This window comes from Alsobacter sp., from assembly GCF_059501845.1.
In genome coordinates this window covers 964,164-980,573 of the sequence record NZ_JCACDK010000018.1, presented here as the reverse complement: position 1 = coordinate 980,573, position 16,410 = coordinate 964,164, and the positions used below count along the sequence as shown (strand labels likewise).

Below are 16,410 nucleotides of genomic sequence, written 5' to 3'. Positions count from 1 at the left end.
GCAGGGCCGAACGAACGAGCCGAGGACGCCCTGCGCCTCGAGTTGCGGATCGCGCTCTCGCTACGCTGCACAGCCGCAGTTGGGAGTGCCGGTGTCCTGCGGAATGAGGAAGAACTCCACCCGGCGGTTCTTGCGCATGTCCTGTTCGTTCTGGGGGTGTAGAACGACCCGGTGGGCCGATCCCATCCCGAATACTTTCGAGCAGACCATGTATTTGACCGACGGGTGACCGGCGAGCTTGGTGAGCGCCGCTTCGAAAACCTTCCTGCCGGACTCAGCGCGCTTGAGGCTGACGTCCGTCTCGAAGGCCGCGCGTTGCGCAACGGCCACCCGGAGCGCGACGTCGGCATGACCGACGACGACGATGCCGCGATAGGGGCGCGGCGTGGAAAGGCTCGCAAACACCCGCACGGCGAGAGCGCGGATCTGTGCGGTCTGAGCACTGGAAAGGGCACCTACCTCGGTCGCGTACTCGGGAAAGTCGGCAACGACGCACTCCGCCTTGCGGTTCGCCATCATCGAGATGCTCAGGTTGCGAAACATGGCGAGCGAAAGCATCCGACCTCCCCTTCGACCCCAGTCATCCTATTCCAAATTTCCCGTTCCTCTGAAACATTGTCAATCGCCCAGAAAACATCACGGGCGTCGAGGGAGCGGCTGATGGCGAACGTGACAATCTATATCGCTGACGTATTTGAGTTGACGAAGATAGGAACGTTCAAAGCCGACCTCGCCGCACGGGTCAAGCTGCTTTTCGACGATGCCATTACATTCGCAAACAAGAGGCTGAAGCAGGGCGATCCACCCCATTCCTCGTCAGTCGTGATTTCTACGACGAAACCCTCGCCTGGAAAGCTTGACTACATTGTCTATCTGCTTCCGGTGGAGTTTCGTTCGATTGCCGGCTCGCCGACGCGAGACAACCTCCTGGCCGAGCATTGGGGTTTCACGACGATCGATGCAGCGCCTGCGCCGAGAAAGTCTGAAATCATCGCGAAGCTGACAATGGGTGGTGTCATCGGTTCGCTCGTGATCCATGAATTGCTGCACTACAAGACCGGCAAGGGCAACAAGGCCCTGCATCAGACCGGTGGGCTCGGCGCCGCAACAGTCGATGCCAGCTCTCAAATGAACGACGCCAACCGGCTGGACATCGCGTCGACCTTGACGACTGAGGTGGTTCCCTGGCTGGACGGCTGGGACATCTGCGTCAATGCCAAGACCCGCCGCGATCAGGGTGACATGTTCTGGAACCTGTAAGGTTCGGAGGGGCGTCTCCTGGCCTTGCGGGGCATCTTTCCCGGGATGCCTTCCCGCCGGCTTCGTCATCGGCCTCGACCACCCGCTCCGCGCCCTCCAAATCCTCCTCCCCCGCCTGCATATCCGCCCCGTCCGCCGACGCCGTAATTCCCGCGGTAAACGTTGTTCCGATAGACAGTTCCGCCATTGCCGCAGAACCCATACGGCCCGCATACACCTGCCGCACCGCGAGGGTAGGTGTACTCGCGCCCGTAGCTGCGGCCAGCCCCGTACCAGTACGGGTAGCGTGACCGGTTCGAATATCCGTAGCCGTAGCCGTAGCCGTAGCTGGAATCGTACGGGTACCCGGATGTCGCGACCGGGTAATCCGCGGTTGGCGCACACGCTGAAACGAGCGTGAGAAGCCCTGCCGAGAGCAAAATCCGCTTCATTGCCGCTTCTCCAGTTTCAACGAGGGCACGTCGATCTGCGGTGCGGAGCCCCCGGCTCGCAGGAGAGTGGGCCGCGCAGCGTTCAGGAATTGGCGCAACGTCACTTAGGGACAGCGGTTCCGGCCTCTTCTGACCTCCCGTCGCGCCTCCGGTCTTGCCCCTATGGCAATCCACTGATGGCGGTTGTCGCGGGAAGAGCCATCCTGGCGGACGCGCGCCTTGGATCCCGGTTGCCGGCCGTCGCCGGAGGCACGCGTACAGGAGCCCGGTCGCCGGAAGCAATCGGGCACGTGTCGGGACGAACGACCGAACAGGGATGACCAATGGCCCAGATCCGGATCGCCGCACTCGCAATCCTCACCGCCGGCCTGTCATTGGCGAGTTTCGCAGCCACCACACAGACGGCGAATGCTGTCGTCTACTGCACCTATATCGGCTACCCCACGGGCTGCATTGCCCGGCCCGGTGTCCGGCTGGTTGCGCGGCCGCCCGTGGGTGCCGTCACTGCGCCGCGCCCCGGTAACAGGAATGGCGGGGTCAACAGGATCGGCGTGCGCCGATAGCCGACCTCTATTTCGCCGGCTTGCACTCTATGCCGGAGGTCGAAGTCGCAAAGGCTCTTTCGGAAGTGGCGCATCTCTTCGCTGCACCTGCATCTCGGCCAGCGCAGTCAGGTCGACGGTCCGCGGAGCGAGAAGAGCCGGCCGAAGCACGCGCGGGAGGACACGCCGTAGCAGCCGCCGGGATCCGACGGAGAGAATCGCGGCGACCAATCGCGGCCGCCGGGATCACCATGCGTTGGGCAGCGCGAGTTGTTCTCGCGGCGGGTCGTAAGGCCCGCCCAGCCGCCGGTCCAGGAACCGGGCGGCGGCGTCGATGACGCTGCTCACCTGCTCGGCCGTCGCGCCTGCCGGCGGCGGAGCGGTGCAGAGCGCGGCCAGCACCTCGGCATGCTCGCGTGGCAAGCCCCCGTCAAACTCGACGATCCCGGCACGCTCTTCGAAAGCATCCAGCGCCGCCTCCGACAGAGCTCCGGCCCTTGCATGTCCCGACGGGCCGGGTCCGGCATGAACTCGCTTGAAAGTCGCCATTTCGAATACCTCCTGAGCATGAGGTAGGGCTCGCAGGCGTCAAGAACTGTCACCCACCCTCTGTCACCCACCCTCAGGTCGGTAAAGGGCGGACTCGCGTGCAGCGCACGTACAAGGTGTTGCGGGGCGGTACACCTCGGCCCCATGATGATGCAGCAGGCGAGGATGAACCGCCTGGGAGCGACCAACGGGAGAAAGCGATGCGCGCCAGGAATCTGCCGTTGATGGCCGCACTCGGGCTGATCTCGTGGATCCCCGCGGCTTCCGCCCAGAGCCCAGGGGACATGACGTTCTTCGTCACCAGCGTCGGCCCGGGCAAAGGTGGTGACCTCGGCGGGCTGGCCGGCGCCGACGCCCATTGCCAGCAACTCGCCGCCGCGGCGGGAGCGGGCTCACGCACATGGCGCGCCTACCTCAGCACGCAGGGCGCTGGCGCCGTAAACGCGCGCGACCGCATCGGAAACGGGCCATGGGCGAACGCCAAGGGCACTGTCATCGCCAAAAGCGTCGATGACCTCCACGGCCCGGCAAACGCCCTGACGAAGCAGACCGCCCTCACCGAGAAGGGCGACGTGGTGAAGGGCCGGGGCGACCAGCCCAACACGCATGACGTGCTGACGGGCTCCACGCCCGATGGACGCGCCTTCACAGGCGACGCCGACATGACCTGCCGCAACTGGACGAGCAGCGCAGCCGGTTCCGCGATGGTCGGGCACTCCGATCGCACGGGCCTCGACGACAGCGCGGCGGCGAAGTCCTGGAACTCGTCCCACCCCTCCCGCGGGCCGGGTGGCGGATGCGCCCAGGACGACCTCAAGAGCACGGGCGGAGCGGGCCTGCTGTACTGCTTCGCGACGAACTAGGCGGAGGGCGCCGGCATGACGGAGGGGGCGGGAGAGGGACCAACCCGGCAGGGAGAGTTCCATGCGGCTTGCCAACCTGACCGTTCTGGCCATGGCGATTGTGCCCTTGCCGGCATACCCGCACAGCGCTCCCGGCGGTTGGTTCTACGACCCCAGTTGCTGCGGAGGGCGGGACTGCCGGCCCATCGCAGACGACGCGGTCACGCCCGTTCCGGACGGCTGGCGCATCCGGGCGACCGGCGAGATCTTCCGGGCGCCCTTGGTCAAGCACTCGCCGGATGCTCACTTCCATCGCTGCTCGATCGACGGAAAGGAGACCACTCCAACCGTGTGCCTCTACGTGCCCGACCAGTCCTGAGTTCCTCCTGTGCGGGCCGATGCAGGCCGAGGGCCTCCGTCGGCGATAATGCAACCTTCGCGCAGGCGGGGTCTTGATCAGGTCCGTGCAACAGGAAGCCGAACGAGCGCGCCATGTCCAAACCCGTCGTCGTGACGATTTCCCACAGCATGGGTCGCGAACAGGCCCGGGAGCGCCTGAGGGAGCGGATTGGAGTGGCACAGCAGATGCTGGGCACCTACCGCGTCGGCATGGTCGCAGATGAATGGGATGGCGACCGGCTGAAGCTCAGCCTGGCTGCCCTCGGCCAGACCGTTCACGGCACGGTCGACGTGATGGACGACCTCGTGCGGGTCGAGGTGCAGCTTCCCTGGCTGCTCGCCGCCTTTGCCGATCGGATCAAGGCCGTCGTGCAGCAGAAGGCGCCCGTTCTGCTGGGGCCGCCAACCCGGAAAGACTGAGACGGGCGGAATTAACCGGCTACAGGCGAGTGCTGCCGGCCCGGTCACTTCAGCTCGATCCAGACCGGAGCATGGTCGCTGGCATGGGGCCAGCCCCTCACGTGGCGATCAACGCCGCAGCCGGCAAGCCGCGGGCGAAGATCGGGACTGAGCAGCACATGGTCGATCCGCAGACCGGCGTCCCGGCCCCATGCGTTGCGGAAATAGTCCCAGAAGGTGAAGATCCGCTCGTCCGGCCGGAGCGCCCGGATCGCATCCACCCAGCCGTCTGCGGTCAGAGCGGCGAAGGCGGACCTCACCTCCGGGCGGAACAGGGCGTCCTTCAGCCACCGTTCCGGCCGGTACACGTCCTGCTCCGTGGGGATGATGTTGAAGTCCCCGGCCAGGACCACCGGCGCGCCCGATGCCTTCAGCTCATGCAGGCGACGGCCAAGCCGGTCCAGCCAGGCGAGCTTGTAGTCGAACTTCGGTCCGGGAGCCGGGTTGCCGTTGGGAACGTAGAGGCACACGACCAGAATGCCCCGCACGGCGCATTCGATGTAGCGGCTCTGCTGGTCGGCCTCATCGCCCGGCAGGTGCCGTGCCGTCTCGATGGGCTCGGCATCGCGCGTCAGCACGGCCACCCCGTTCCAGCTCTTCTGCCCCAGCCAGATGGCGCGGTATCCCGCCGCCTCGATGGCGGCGATCGGGAATTTCCCCTGCGGTGCCTTCAGTTCCTGCAGGCACGCGACGTCCGGCTTCGTCTCCTCCAGCCAGCGCAGGAGACCCTCTAGGCGGCCATTGACGCCGTTGACGTTGAAGCTGGCGATGCGCATGCGGCCGTCCTCGCTGATTGACGGTTGTCGACGCGGGCGAGGCACGTTGGTTCACGCGCAGGGCGTGCCGGCCACCCCGGCTTCCGTGCGGCAGGTCGGCCGCGAACGAGCATCCCGGCGGAGCGTTGAAGCAGGTGTTTTAAATCGGGCTCGCCGGCAGGGCCTGCGTGCTCACCGTCAACTGGCATAGGGTCGCGGCATGGGACTCCTGACATTCAGCTTCAACGTCACCCTGGACGGCTGCGTCGACCACCAGGAGGGCATCGCCGACGAGGAGACGCACGCCTTCTTTACCCGCCTCATGGACGAGGCCGGGGCGACGCTTTGGGGTCGCGTGACCTACGAGATGATGGAGAGCTACTGGCCGGCGGTCGCTCGCGGCGACGTGGATGCGACGCCGGCGATCCGGGAGTGGGCGGTCAAGCTGGAGGCCAAGCCCAAATACGTCGTGTCGTCGACACGAACGGACTTCCCGTGGAGCAACAGCCACCTCGTCGCCGGCGACCTGCGCAGAGGCGCGCAAAGGCTGAAGGACGAGACCCCGGCCGGCGTGCTGCTGTGTAGCGGCACGCTTGCGACCGCACTGGACCGGCTGGACCTGATCGACGCGTACAAGCTCCTCGTCCACCCCAGGATCACAGGCCACGGCCCGACGCTCTACCAGAGCGGTCTGCCCGTCACGCGGCGCCTCGCGCTGATCTCGGCCACGCCGCTCCGCAACGGCGCCGTTGCCATGCACTACCGGCGCGAGGCTTGACGGGCAGCAGAGCAGCGTCAGAGCGCGCGCGACGCAGGGGGTCCACTTCACTGTCCTGGACGGGCATCGGATCGGCATGCTTCGGCGCGCAATACCTATGCTTGGCGGTCGGTCTGTTCTTCTATTTTACGGTGATTGGTACGGTACCGGCATCGTATCCGCCATTCGGGAATATTAACTCGCCAGAATAGGAGTCTGTCCCCACAAAACCCGGGTCGGGTGTGTAGAGCACCCGGAGTCCGGGTACTTTTTTCATATTGCAGTCGTATCGTTGGTTCGTCTCCTTGAATGCGGTATAGTCAAACCCCTTTTCGATCATCAGCTTTCCGTGCAGTGGATACTTCGTAATTCGGATGTCTGGGTCGCCCATATAGCTGCAATCAGCGTTCAGGCTGGTGAAGAAGTTCAGTTTCCTCGTCTCCCCAGCGGGAACTGCCACAGGTGGAATCCCAGCTTGTGTGTTGCATCCACAGACGGTCAGGCCGGCCGCCACCGCGAGTAAGGATCTGCGCATGAACGGCTCCCCTTGCGCATGAGCTTAAGTTCATTCAGCATAAATCAATTGAACTATCCCACAATTGGCAATGGAGGCGGTTCATGGTTCTTGATCGGGGAGCGGCGCGCATGTTCGCTCTGGCGCTCTCGGTTCTGATGACCGTCTCTGTGTCGGCCAGATCAGCTTATGCCGTGACCGTCACCAAGGTAGTAGTTTCCAATAAATCAAGCAGGATATTGTACTTTTGGGAAAACAATCATGATTGCTCTTCTCCTGGATTTGCCAAGGTGACTGTGACTGTCGCACCGAAGCAGGGGAAGATAAGGCTTATCCGCAGCAAAGATTTTCCGAACGCCGGCCCAACTTCTCCAGAGTACGAGTGCAATACGGTCCGAATTCCTTCTGTACAGGCGTGGTACACATCAGCTCGTGGCTTCATAGGCGAGGACTACGCAGAGTTCGAGGTCATTCATTCGGACGGTGTACCGCGAACGATTCAAGTGCAAATCGTCGTAAAGTAGCACGAGTACAGACTTTACGCGGTCGGCGTCCACTGGGGAGACGGGACATGTCAAAGGCGTTTCGACTGGCGGCAATATTGCTCGTCGTGGGACCTTCAACTCCTTACGCGAGCGAGACATTCAATCGCCGGGCAGTCTTTTCTTCCGGTCGGCCGTCAATGTTCGAGTTCGTCACCAGTTTGAACCCCGACTGTTCGTTGCTTGGCCTTCCCACTGTAAGGGTTACGGCAGATCCTTCTCACGGTTCCCTCAAATTAGTCCCGGGCAAGGGCTATTCGCAATTCAGGCCGGATAATCAACGCTACCAGTGCAACCGGCATAGAGTTCCAGGTATTCAGATCTTCTATACATCCCGTCAAGGCTACATAGGAGACGATCGGTTCGAATTATCTGTGATCACCTTCGATGGACGCGAATATATCTACAAAGTCCAGATCGATGTGAAGTAGACAAGTCGCGCGCATGTCGGATTTTCAGGTAAACGGACATTCGGCGTAGCGAGAAGATACACACTTCCCGCACACGCGATCGCACAACCAATCGACGCCTCGATGGTGTGTAGATCGACAGCTTAGCTTGGGGAAAAAAACTAGCGTTCTGGATGGTTAATGGCGGAGGGAGTGTCTTCGTAACAAAATTCCCAAGTTATTCTATTCGTTGAACTTTATTTCTGTAGCTAAGCAATAAGTTTGCTCCCGCACATACAATTTCACATACAATCGCAGCGGTTTCCGGCGAACGTCAGCGGTCGCAAGTAACTCAAATATTTGAATATTGCACGCCAGCAGGAGCGGAGCTCCAATTCGTTACGAGCGCTTTTGCGACCGTCATTTTCGGCAACCTCGGCCTGCTGATCGCCTATCGTCAAAGGCTTACGTCGCAGGAGAGGCTGGGGCTCGATCTCTTCGATAAGTGCTGTGCCATTTGCACCGACGTGATGGCGATGATGTACGAGGCGATACGCAGCGGAGGATTCGATGAAAGTCACCTGGCGTTGGTTCGCATTGCCGAAGCGGGCGGTCGCGCCCGGTTTCTGCTTGGGCCGGGGCAAATGAAATTTATCGGCGAAGTGTATGATCGGCTCAACGACATTCGTCGACGTGCAATGATCCATCCGCCTATTAAGGATGCTGTCGCCCATGCACGAAGCGCCTACGAAATCGCCGGCCACGATTAGTGTGGATCATACTTGACCAATGAAACCACTCGTCGTCGTTCAGAACAATCTCGTGGTTCACCTCACCGGCCCGCTCGCGGAGGCGGCGCGACAGCGCGGGATCACGATCCACGATATCTCGTCGGTGGACGACATGAGCGGCGTGCCGCCCTTCCCCGAAGGCTTCAACAAGCCCGACGCGGTGGGGCCGGTTCTGGTCTGCGGGTCGATCGGCTTTGTCTATAATTGGGCGCAAAAGCACCATGACCTCAAGCGCTGGGTGTTCTGGTCCGACGAAGCGTCGAGCGCGGAATCGTGGCGGCGCGGGCTCGATGATCTGTACCTCAACGCCGATGGCTGGGAAACCAGCATCGCGGAGGCGCTCGCTCAAGAGATCGCGCCGCGCCACTATCGGCCGATGACCACCACCAAGGCCCTTGTGGGAGGGGTGCTCACCCCGGAGCGTCTTGCAGAGATCGCCTCCGAGAAGAACCTCGCGGGCGACTTCCGTATCTGGTCGAGCGCGCCCAAGACGATCGACATGGAAGTACGCGTGTTCATGATCGATGGAGCGGCGGCAGGCCATTCAGTCTACCGCCGGGATTGTGCGTCCTGCTACGATAATGCCGACCCGCGCACGCGCGGGGCCCTGGACGCCGCACATGCAATCTCCGAGCGTTGGTCACCAGCGCGCCATTTCGTGTGCGATGTCGGCCTCGTGGGCGGCAAGTGGAAGCTGATCGAATTCAACCCGCTGCACTCGTCGGGATGGTACAGCGCTGACACTGGGGCGGTGCTCGATGCCTATATTTCAGCCGAGCGAGAATCTGTCTGAGCGCTTTGCGTTGCAGAACGTCCTTTCGCCGCCTGCTTTCAAGTAGCTTGAGGCCTGTGTCAGGCGGAAACTTGGATTCGAACTAGCGATACAGGTTGTATATATGCGTCACCGGTTGATTGTTTTGTTCGATCGACGGGTTAAGTAGTCAACTAAACAAAATTCCGGCATGCGGAGCGAATTGAACCCTAACTGGCGCTCAACATGCTTTCGCACATTTAATTTCACACACATCCGGGGGAAGAAAGCGTGTACGCAAGCGCTAGCTAAGCGCCAGAAAGTACAATAATTTCAAGAGTTTGCAAGGTTACTGGCGGAGGGAGCGGGATTCGAACCCGCGATACGGTTTCCCGTATACACACTTTCCAGGCGTGCGCCTTCAACCACTCGGCCACCCCTCCGTCGCGCGCCGCGGCGCGCGAGGTGGGTTATAGCCATCCTGAGCGGCGGCGCAAGGCGATGGGCGCAATGACCGGCGCGGGGTTCGCGCGGGCCCTGTGACACCGGCGGACCGCATCGTTCGCAGGCGCGCGGTGCTGTCGTGGGCCTGCCCAAGCGGGCGCAGGTGCGCTACTCATGCGCGGGCGGGGACGGCCCGGAGCGGGCGGCGCGGCGGAGCGGCGGGATGGTCAGGTTTCTGGTGCGGACGATCGGCTACCTGCTGCTGGCCGGCGCCTTTGCGACGCTGGTCATCGACGGCACGCGCTCCATCGCCTCCTCGGCGCTCGTCTACACGCCGCTGCACGAGGCACTCGAGACGGCCCTGCCCGGGCGCGAGGAGCAGTTCAGGGCCTTCGTCGAGACCCATGCGGGCGAGCACGCGTGGGTGGCTGTCGTGCAGCCCGTGCTGGGTTGGCCGCTCTCGCCGATCCTGCTGGTGCTCGGCTTCCTCGTCGTCCGGCTCGCCGCGACGTCCGAGGACGAAGACGACGTGGGCTTCGTCGCAAGGCGCTGAGGCCGCTCACGGCAAGATGATGGAACGACGGCTCGCAACCTTGGGGCCGGCACCCCATTTCTGGACGAACACGAGAGGTGCTCCATGTTCTCCTTCCGCAAGAAGACGGCGATGCCGGCCCCCTCCGAGGCGCTGCCGGGCCGCCCCAATCCCCTTCCCACCGCCGAAAAGCACCTGGTCAACGGCCACGCGCTGAAGGGCCCCTATCCCGAGGGGCTTCGCACGGCCGTGTTCGGGCTCGGCTGTTTCTGGGGCGCCGAGCGCAAGTTCTGGCAGGTGCCGGGCGTATGGGTGACCGCCGTCGGCTATGCCGCGGGAACGACGCCGAACCCCACCTATGAGGAGGTTTGCTCCGGCCTCACCGGGCACAACGAGGTGGTGCTCGTAGTCTACGATCCCGCCAAGGTGTCCTATGAGGAGTTGCTGAAGCTGTTCTGGGAGAGCCACGACCCGACCCAGGGCATGCGCCAGGGCAACGACATCGGCACGCAGTACCGCTCCGGTATCTACGTGGCTGACGAGGAGCAGCGCCGCGCCGCCGAGGACAGCAAGGCCGTCTACGGCAAGGCGCTCGCGGCGCGCGGCATCGGGGCGATCACGACGGAGATCATCCCGACGGGCCCGTTCTACTTCGCCGAGGATTACCACCAGCAGTACCTCGCCCGGAACCCGGGCGGATATTGCGGGCTGGGCGGCACCGGCGTGTCCTGCCCCATCGGCACGGGCGTCACCGCGAACGCGTGAACGCGGACAGCGCGCCGCCGCCTTTCGCGGCGCGCATCGCCCGCTTATGCTCCCGCCGTAGCTCGCGGCGGGAGGCGGCATGATCGAGAGGGCGCTGGAGAAATTCCTGTTTGCGAGCCGCTGGCTGCTCGCGCCCTTCTATGTCGGGCTGGTCTTCGCCCTCGCCCTCCTGCTCGTCAAGGCGACCAAGGAGGTCTGGCACTTCATCCTTCTCATCGGAGACGCCACCGAATCGCAGGTGATCCTGGCGACGCTGTCGCTGGTCGATCTCACATTCACCGGCTCTCTGATCGTCATCGTCATCTTCTCCGGCTACGAGAACTTCGTCTCCAAGATCGACGAGACGCACCACAAGGACTGGCCGGAATGGATGGGGAAGATCGACTTCACCGGTCTGAAGCTGAAGCTGCTCTCCTCCATCGTCGCCATCTCGGCCATCCAGCTGCTCAAGGCCTTCATGGACGTGAAGAACGTCACGGACCGCGAACTGATGTGGCTCGTCATCGTGCACGCCGTGTTCGTGCTGTCCGGCATCATCCTGGCCTGGACCGACAAAATCTCGGCCAGCACCGTCAAGGCGAAGTAGGGGCGTAGAACTGACGCGACGCTTTCATTTCCGGCCGGAGCGCCTGCGGCGGGAGCCTCTCAGGGTGCGGCCAGGACGGCGCGGCAGGCGGCGGGAAGCGCGTCGAGCGACATGGGCTTGCCCGGCTTGCCGGGCTTGGGGTGAAGCACCTCCGGCCTGAACCACCAGTCGAGCTCGGCGCCGCATCCGTCACCCGGAGGGGTTGGCGCCTGGGGATCGCAGGACTCCCCGCCCGAGGCGCAGGACAGCCGAAGATGCATGTGGAAGGTGTGACCGTACATGGGCCGCACCTTGTTGAGCCAGGACCGATCGCCTCCCGCGGTGCGGCAGAGATCCTTCTTGATCGCCGCGTTGACGAAAATGCGCTCCACCTTCGGCTCCAGGGCGGCCGCCTTGACGAAGGCGCGCTGGCGGTCCGTCCAGTCGGCGGACACGCTGAGGCCGCCGGGGGCCACCATCTCGGTGGCCTGGATGTCCTCGCGCTCCTGGCGCGAGAGAAGGCGGTTCGGCATCGGCGACAGCCAGACATCCGCATCGAGGCCGATCTGGTGCGAGGCGTGGCCCGACTTCATCGGCCCGCCGCGCGGCTGGGCGATGTCTCCGACGAGGATGCCGGGCCAGCCGGTTGCGGAGGCGGCCTTCGCCGAAAAGCCGGTGAGGAAGCGGATCAGCGCCGGGTGGCCCCAGTTGCGGTTGCGCGAGAGGCGCATCGCCTGCCAGGTCTGGCCTTCGGTGGGCAGCATCGCGCCGCCTGCCAGGCAGCCCTTGGCGTAGGTGCCGATCGAGGCCGCTGGCATCGCGGCGGGGGCAGCGACGGCGCCGAACAGGTCGCGGGCCGCGGGCTCGGCCCGGGCCGTGCCTGCCGTGAGCACGGCCAGCAGGACGGCGGCGAGCCGGGCGCGACGGGGGACATAGGACGGCATCAGGCGGACCTCCCAGCCCGGCGGCGTCAGGGGTTGCGGACGCGGAAGATTCTCACGGGGCCTTTCGCGTCGCCGACGGGCTCGAGCCAATCGGGACTGTCGCCGCGGTCGAGGCGGGCTGCAAGCCCGTCCGGTGCCGTCGCCTTGTAGTGGCCGACATAGCCAGACGCCGTGCAGTACACGACGTAGCGGACGCCGCGCCTCTGGGCATAGGCATGTGCTTTCTCCGGCGTGGCCTTGAAGAAGGCGTAGCCGTCGAGAATGCCGCGGCTGGCGCGGTGATAGGGCGCGGACAAGACCGCGTGATGGGTCGCGACGAGGATGAAGGGCCCGCTGTCGACGAAGTTGGCGACCAGGCCCGGGGGCTCCCCGGCAAGGGCACCATAGTTGGCGCTGTCATAGCAATTGGCACGCACGGCCTCGGCCCGGGACTTCTCCTCCGCCCCGGCAGTGGAGGCGAGGCCGGGGATCAGGCTCGCCACCAGCAGCGTGACGATGGAGCTCGCCAGCAGCGACCCCGCCAGGACGGCCGAGACAGGCGAGCCGCCCAGCCTCTGCACTCGCCCGGCCAGCGCACCCACGGCTCCGGCGACGAGCGGCACGGCGAGGATGTTGGCATAGACGAGCGTGCGCACCTGCACGCAGCCGATGGCCAGCGATATGGCCACGCACAGGCCGAGCGCGCCGACGAACAGCCTGGTCGGCGCCCTGCGGAAGAGCAGGGCCAAGGCCGAGAGCAGCCCAAAGACGGGCATGGCCAGGGTCACGAGGGTGGCGAGGGCGTTGTCGCGCCAGCTGACGGTGATCGGCTGGACCTCCTGCACCCGGTCGAGCCAGATCGGGCCGATGGCCGGGTCGATCTGGCCGAAGGGTCCACGCAGGCAGGCAGGCTCGACAGCGCCGAAAGCAGCCACCGCGACAGCCCCCACGAGGGCAACGGAGGCGATGCGGCGCCAGGCCGTCTCGCCGACCGGCCGCCACGACGCGGCGAGCGCGAGGCCGCACCCGCCGACGCAGGCGAGCACGAAGTAGCTGGACGAGAGTGCGTCGCAGGCAGCGACGGCCCAGCGCCCGGGGGGGATCGTGAGGACGTAGAAGCCGAGCGTCGCGGTGGCGAGCGAGGCGCCGTAGGTCGCGACGTCGCGGGCCTGCCGCGGATCGACGATGAACCGCATCGCCGCCAGGGCGGCAGCAACGCCGACATAGGGCAGCGTCTCCATGCCCACCGCCAGCATGGCTGCGCTGGCGAGGCCGGCAAGCGCTGCAGCGACCGTCCCGGGCGTGCCCGCGGCGACGAGGAGCCAGAGCGTCAGCGCGATCTGGACGTTGTGGTGGTCGATACGCCCGGGTGCGAACTGCCACGTGGCAGGCATCAGCCACACGGTGAGCAGCACGCCCGGCAGCGCCGCAAGCGGCCCGCCTGCCATGATGGCAAGGCGGCGCGCGGCGAAGAGGGCCGGGATCAGGGTCAACGGCGGCCAGATGAACATGGTGATCTTGGTCGCCAGCTGCGCCGGCAGGACCGAACCCAAGGCCAGCATCAGCAAAGCCTGCGGCAGGTCGACGAGGCGCGACCAGTGCATGGGCGCCGTCGACGGCGGGTCGAGCCTGTACTGGTGGACGTCGAACCAGCCCTGCCCGGCCAGGAAGTCGCGAATCTCGACGAGGCGCATGGCGTCGTCGGTGTCGCTGAACTGGACGCCGATGCCGTGCCAGTCGAACCGCGAGGTGGCGATGAAGAGCGCCCAGGCGAGCAGCACCAGCGAGGCCGGTGCCGAGAGCGCCCAGGAGAGGGGCGATGAGGTGGCGGCCTGGGGCCGGAGGGCGAGGTCGGTCATGAGATCCGGGGCTCGGGGAACGTCACAACGCTATGCGAGTACAGTTAACAATCCGGGAATGCTCGCGCACGCTCATTGGAATCATTGCGGTGAATTCTGGTAATATTACCCAAGCGTGAAAGTAGTAATCTGGCAATGAAGCAGATGCTTCGACATTTACGATTCATTCCGGAGTTGCGTCTAAAACACAAATCAACGCTAGATTGCTGATTACGCAACGTAGTCGCCAGCGGACGAGTGAACAGACTCTTGCGCGGACGCCACCGGCCATGAAGGACACCGACGCCACGGCCCTTTCGCCGCCCACCTGGGTGGCCTCTCTTCTCCCCGGCGGCCGCCGCGCCGGGGCGCTGGAGGCCAGGTTGTGGCGCGCGCTGCGCCATCCGCTCGCCGCCGCCTTCTCGCGCTTCCTCGGCGTCGGCCTCGTCGGCCTCGCGGTGGACGCGTCCCTCTTCACGGCCATGGATGCCGCGAACATGCGGCCGGAAGTGTCGCGAGCCATTTCGCTCGGCGTCGCGACGCTCGTCACATGGTGGCTGAACCGGCGGCACACCTTCGGCGCCAGCGGCAGGCACCCCGCTGCCGAGGCCGCTCGCTACGCCGCCGTGGCACTCTGCGCGCAGGGCTTCAGCTACGCCGTCTTCCTCGCGCTCGTCTACGAGATCCCTGCCCTGCCGCGGCTGATTGCGCTCTTCATCGGCGCCGGCCTCGCCGCAGTCGCCGGCTTCGCCGGCCACAAGCTCTTCGCGTTCGCGCCTCGGCGCGACACCGAACTCTCCCCCGCAAGACCGTCGGAGACACCATGAGCAACCATGCCGAAGTCCTGATCGTGGGCGCCGGTCCGGCCGGACTGACTGCCTCCTACCTCCTCAGCAAGGAGGGCCGGGACGTCCTCGTCATCGAGCGGGATCCGACGATGGTCGGCGGCATCAGCCGCACTGTCGACTACAAGGGCTTCCTCTTCGACATTGGCGGCCACCGCTTCTTCTCGAAGTCGAAGGAGGTGGTCGACCTGTGGAAGGAGATCCTTCCCGACGACTTCATCGAGCGCCCGCGCATCTCGCGCATCTACTACAAGGGCAAGCTCTACTCCTACCCGCTGCGTGCCTTCGAGGCGCTGTCCAACCTCGGCATCCTGGAGAGCGCGTACTGCATGCTCTCCTACGCCTTCGCCAAGGCGAAGCCTGTCGAGAACCCGCGCACCTTCCACCAGTGGGTGCGCAACCAGTTCGGCGAGCGGCTGTTCTCGATCTTCTTCAAGACCTACACCGAGAAGGTGTGGGGCATGTCATGCGACGAGATCTCGGCCGACTGGGCGGCCCAGCGCATCAAGGGGCTGAGCCTCGGCACCGCCGTGATGAACGCCCTCACCCGGCCGTTCCGCGGCAAGGGCGGCACCAAGAATGGCGAGGTTGTGAAGACGCTGATCGAGTCCTTCCAGTACCCTCGCAAGGGCCCGGGCATGATGTGGGACGCGGCGGCCCGCAAGACCGTCGAGCAGGGCGGGCGCGTCCTCATGGACCGCAGCCTCGACACGATGAGCTACGACGAGGCCGGCAAGCTCTGGACGGTGACGGTGCGCCGCGGTGACGGCGAGGTCGAGACCTACACGGCCGACCACGTCATCTCTTCGGCTCCGGTGCGCGAGCTGGTGAACTCCATCCGCCCGGCGCCGATCTCGACCTTCTCTGCGCGCGCCCTCAAGTACCGCGACTTCCTCACCGTGGCGCTGATCACGACGCGGCAGGACCTCTTCCCCGACAACTGGATCTATATCCACGACCCGTCGGTGAAGGTTGGCCGCGTCCAGAACTTCCGCTCCTGGTCGCCCGAGATGGTGCCGGACCCGAAGCTCGCCTGCCTCGGCCTGGAGTATTTCTGCTTCGAGGGGGATGGCCTGTGGTCGGCGCCCGACGAGGAGCTCGTCGCGCTCGCCAAGCAGGAGATCGCCAAAATCGGGCTCGTGCGCGAGGACGAGGTGGTGGACGCCTGCGTGGTGCGCCAGCCGAAGGCCTATCCGGTCTATGACGACGAGTACAAGCACCACGTCGACATGGTGCGCCTCGACCTCGAGAAGCGCTTCCCCACGCTTCATCTCGTCGGCCGCAACGGCATGCACAAGTACAACAACCAGGACCACGCGATGATGACCGCCATGCTGACGGTCCGCAACATCCTGGCGGGCGAGAGGCTCTACGACATCTGGGGCGTCAACGAGGACGCCGAGTACCACGAGGCCGGCGGCTCCGGAGAGCAGGAAGCACTGCGTAGCGAGCGGCTGGTTCCCCGGCGGGCTGCCTAGCAACCGGCAGGAACCCCTCCCCTCAGGGGAGGGTCAGCC

21 protein-coding genes and 1 tRNA gene are annotated in these 16,410 nt (G+C 64.8%); 14 read left to right on the top strand and 8 right to left on the bottom strand.

Going from position 1 to position 16,410, the window contains the following annotated elements:
* Positions 1-60 precede the first annotated feature (60 nt).
* Complete coding sequence (locus AC5JCN_RS19520; protein ID WP_495756753.1) at positions 61-558, bottom strand: OmpA family protein; 498 nt, start codon at positions 556-558, stop codon at positions 61-63.
* A 102-nt stretch (positions 559-660) separates the two neighbouring features.
* On the opposite strand from AC5JCN_RS19520, the gene AC5JCN_RS19515 reads away from it, so the two are divergent.
* Entirely contained in the window at positions 661-1,260 is a 600-nt protein-coding gene (locus AC5JCN_RS19515) for a hypothetical protein (RefSeq protein WP_495756752.1), read from the top strand.
* A gap of 754 nt (positions 1,261-2,014) precedes the next feature.
* The gene (locus tag AC5JCN_RS19510) at positions 2,015-2,254 is read left to right on the top strand and encodes a hypothetical protein (protein ID WP_495756751.1); all 240 of its coding nucleotides are present in this window, start codon (positions 2,015-2,017) and stop codon (positions 2,252-2,254) included.
* A gap of 225 nt (positions 2,255-2,479) precedes the next feature.
* Here AC5JCN_RS19510 and AC5JCN_RS19505 read toward each other — a convergent pair whose 3' ends face one another.
* Positions 2,480-2,782: a hypothetical protein gene (locus AC5JCN_RS19505; RefSeq protein ID WP_495756750.1), complete on the bottom strand. Its 303-nt coding sequence runs from the start codon at positions 2,780-2,782 to the stop codon at positions 2,480-2,482.
* 200 nt (positions 2,783-2,982) lie between these two features.
* Between AC5JCN_RS19505 and AC5JCN_RS19500 the strand changes: the two genes are divergently transcribed.
* The 3 genes from AC5JCN_RS19500 to AC5JCN_RS19490 all read left to right on the top strand — a co-directional run bounded on the left by AC5JCN_RS19500 (position 2,983) and on the right by AC5JCN_RS19490 (position 4,443).
* Complete coding sequence (locus AC5JCN_RS19500) at positions 2,983-3,645, top strand: lectin (protein WP_495756749.1); 663 nt, start codon at positions 2,983-2,985, stop codon at positions 3,643-3,645.
* A gap of 61 nt (positions 3,646-3,706) precedes the next feature.
* Complete coding sequence (locus AC5JCN_RS19495) at positions 3,707-4,003, top strand: hypothetical protein (RefSeq protein ID WP_495756748.1); 297 nt, start codon at positions 3,707-3,709, stop codon at positions 4,001-4,003.
* Positions 4,004-4,116: 113 nt separating this feature from the next.
* Positions 4,117-4,443, top strand: coding sequence for a polyhydroxyalkanoic acid system family protein (locus tag AC5JCN_RS19490; RefSeq protein ID WP_495756747.1), 327 nt, complete (start codon positions 4,117-4,119; stop codon positions 4,441-4,443).
* A gap of 44 nt (positions 4,444-4,487) precedes the next feature.
* On the opposite strand, the gene xth is transcribed toward AC5JCN_RS19490, so the two are convergent.
* Positions 4,488-5,258, bottom strand: coding sequence for an exodeoxyribonuclease III (gene xth / locus AC5JCN_RS19485; protein ID WP_495756746.1), 771 nt, complete (start codon positions 5,256-5,258; stop codon positions 4,488-4,490).
* A gap of 199 nt (positions 5,259-5,457) precedes the next feature.
* Between xth and AC5JCN_RS19480 the strand changes: the two genes are divergently transcribed.
* Positions 5,458-6,015 (top strand): dihydrofolate reductase family protein, encoded by a 558-nt coding sequence (locus tag AC5JCN_RS19480; RefSeq protein ID WP_495756745.1) that lies wholly within the window; start codon positions 5,458-5,460, stop codon positions 6,013-6,015.
* 121 nt (positions 6,016-6,136) lie between these two features.
* On the opposite strand, the gene AC5JCN_RS19475 is transcribed toward AC5JCN_RS19480, so the two are convergent.
* Entirely contained in the window at positions 6,137-6,529 is a 393-nt protein-coding gene (locus AC5JCN_RS19475; protein ID WP_495756744.1) for a hypothetical protein, read from the bottom strand.
* An 83-nt stretch (positions 6,530-6,612) separates the two neighbouring features.
* On the opposite strand from AC5JCN_RS19475, the gene AC5JCN_RS19470 reads away from it, so the two are divergent.
* On the top strand, positions 6,613-7,032 hold the full coding sequence (locus tag AC5JCN_RS19470) for a hypothetical protein (protein WP_495756743.1): 420 nt from the start codon (positions 6,613-6,615) through the stop codon (positions 7,030-7,032).
* Between the two features lie 47 nt (positions 7,033-7,079).
* Positions 7,080-7,481 carry a hypothetical protein gene (locus AC5JCN_RS19465; RefSeq protein ID WP_495756742.1) on the top strand — a complete coding sequence of 134 codons (402 nt, stop codon included), beginning with the start codon at positions 7,080-7,082 and terminating at the stop codon, positions 7,479-7,481.
* Positions 7,482-7,741: 260 nt separating this feature from the next.
* Here AC5JCN_RS19465 and AC5JCN_RS19460 read toward each other — a convergent pair whose 3' ends face one another.
* The gene (locus AC5JCN_RS19460) at positions 7,742-8,173 is read right to left on the bottom strand and encodes a hypothetical protein (protein ID WP_495756741.1); all 432 of its coding nucleotides are present in this window, start codon (positions 8,171-8,173) and stop codon (positions 7,742-7,744) included.
* Positions 8,174-8,228: 55 nt separating this feature from the next.
* Here AC5JCN_RS19460 and AC5JCN_RS19455 point away from each other — a divergent pair, with 55 nt between their 5' ends.
* The gene (locus AC5JCN_RS19455) at positions 8,229-9,023 is read left to right on the top strand and encodes an ATP-grasp domain-containing protein (RefSeq protein ID WP_495756740.1); all 795 of its coding nucleotides are present in this window, start codon (positions 8,229-8,231) and stop codon (positions 9,021-9,023) included.
* 311 nt (positions 9,024-9,334) lie between these two features.
* Here the strand turns inward: AC5JCN_RS19455 and AC5JCN_RS19450 are convergent.
* Positions 9,335-9,424: transfer RNA gene (locus AC5JCN_RS19450), tRNA-Ser, on the bottom strand.
* A 224-nt stretch (positions 9,425-9,648) separates the two neighbouring features.
* Here AC5JCN_RS19450 and AC5JCN_RS19445 point away from each other — a divergent pair.
* The 3 genes from AC5JCN_RS19445 to AC5JCN_RS19435 all read left to right on the top strand — a co-directional run bounded on the left by AC5JCN_RS19445 (position 9,649) and on the right by AC5JCN_RS19435 (position 11,308).
* Positions 9,649-9,978 carry a hypothetical protein gene (locus AC5JCN_RS19445; RefSeq protein WP_495756739.1) on the top strand — a complete coding sequence of 110 codons (330 nt, stop codon included), beginning with the start codon at positions 9,649-9,651 and terminating at the stop codon, positions 9,976-9,978.
* A gap of 84 nt (positions 9,979-10,062) precedes the next feature.
* Positions 10,063-10,722, top strand: a complete 660-nt coding sequence (gene msrA / locus AC5JCN_RS19440; protein WP_495756738.1) for a peptide-methionine (S)-S-oxide reductase MsrA — start codon at positions 10,063-10,065, stop codon at positions 10,720-10,722.
* Positions 10,723-10,801: 79 nt separating this feature from the next.
* On the top strand, positions 10,802-11,308 hold the full coding sequence (locus AC5JCN_RS19435) for a TIGR00645 family protein (protein ID WP_495756737.1): 507 nt from the start codon (positions 10,802-10,804) through the stop codon (positions 11,306-11,308).
* A 59-nt stretch (positions 11,309-11,367) separates the two neighbouring features.
* On the opposite strand, the gene mepA is transcribed toward AC5JCN_RS19435, so the two are convergent.
* Positions 11,368-12,231: a penicillin-insensitive murein endopeptidase gene (mepA, locus tag AC5JCN_RS19430; RefSeq protein ID WP_495756736.1), complete on the bottom strand. Its 864-nt coding sequence runs from the start codon at positions 12,229-12,231 to the stop codon at positions 11,368-11,370.
* 26 nt (positions 12,232-12,257) lie between these two features.
* Positions 12,258-14,069 (bottom strand): hypothetical protein, encoded by a 1,812-nt coding sequence (locus tag AC5JCN_RS19425; protein ID WP_495756735.1) that lies wholly within the window; start codon positions 14,067-14,069, stop codon positions 12,258-12,260.
* Between the two features lie 269 nt (positions 14,070-14,338).
* Between AC5JCN_RS19425 and AC5JCN_RS19420 the strand changes: the two genes are divergently transcribed.
* Together AC5JCN_RS19420 and AC5JCN_RS19415 are read left to right on the top strand one after the other, a co-directional pair.
* A complete protein-coding gene (locus tag AC5JCN_RS19420; protein ID WP_495756734.1) occupies positions 14,339-14,875 on the top strand; it encodes a GtrA family protein in 537 nt (178 codons plus the stop codon).
* Positions 14,872-16,371 carry an NAD(P)/FAD-dependent oxidoreductase gene (locus AC5JCN_RS19415; RefSeq protein WP_495756733.1) on the top strand — a complete coding sequence of 500 codons (1,500 nt, stop codon included), beginning with the start codon at positions 14,872-14,874 and terminating at the stop codon, positions 16,369-16,371. Before AC5JCN_RS19420 ends, AC5JCN_RS19415 begins: the two co-directional genes overlap by 4 nt.
* Positions 16,372-16,410 lie beyond the last annotated feature (39 nt).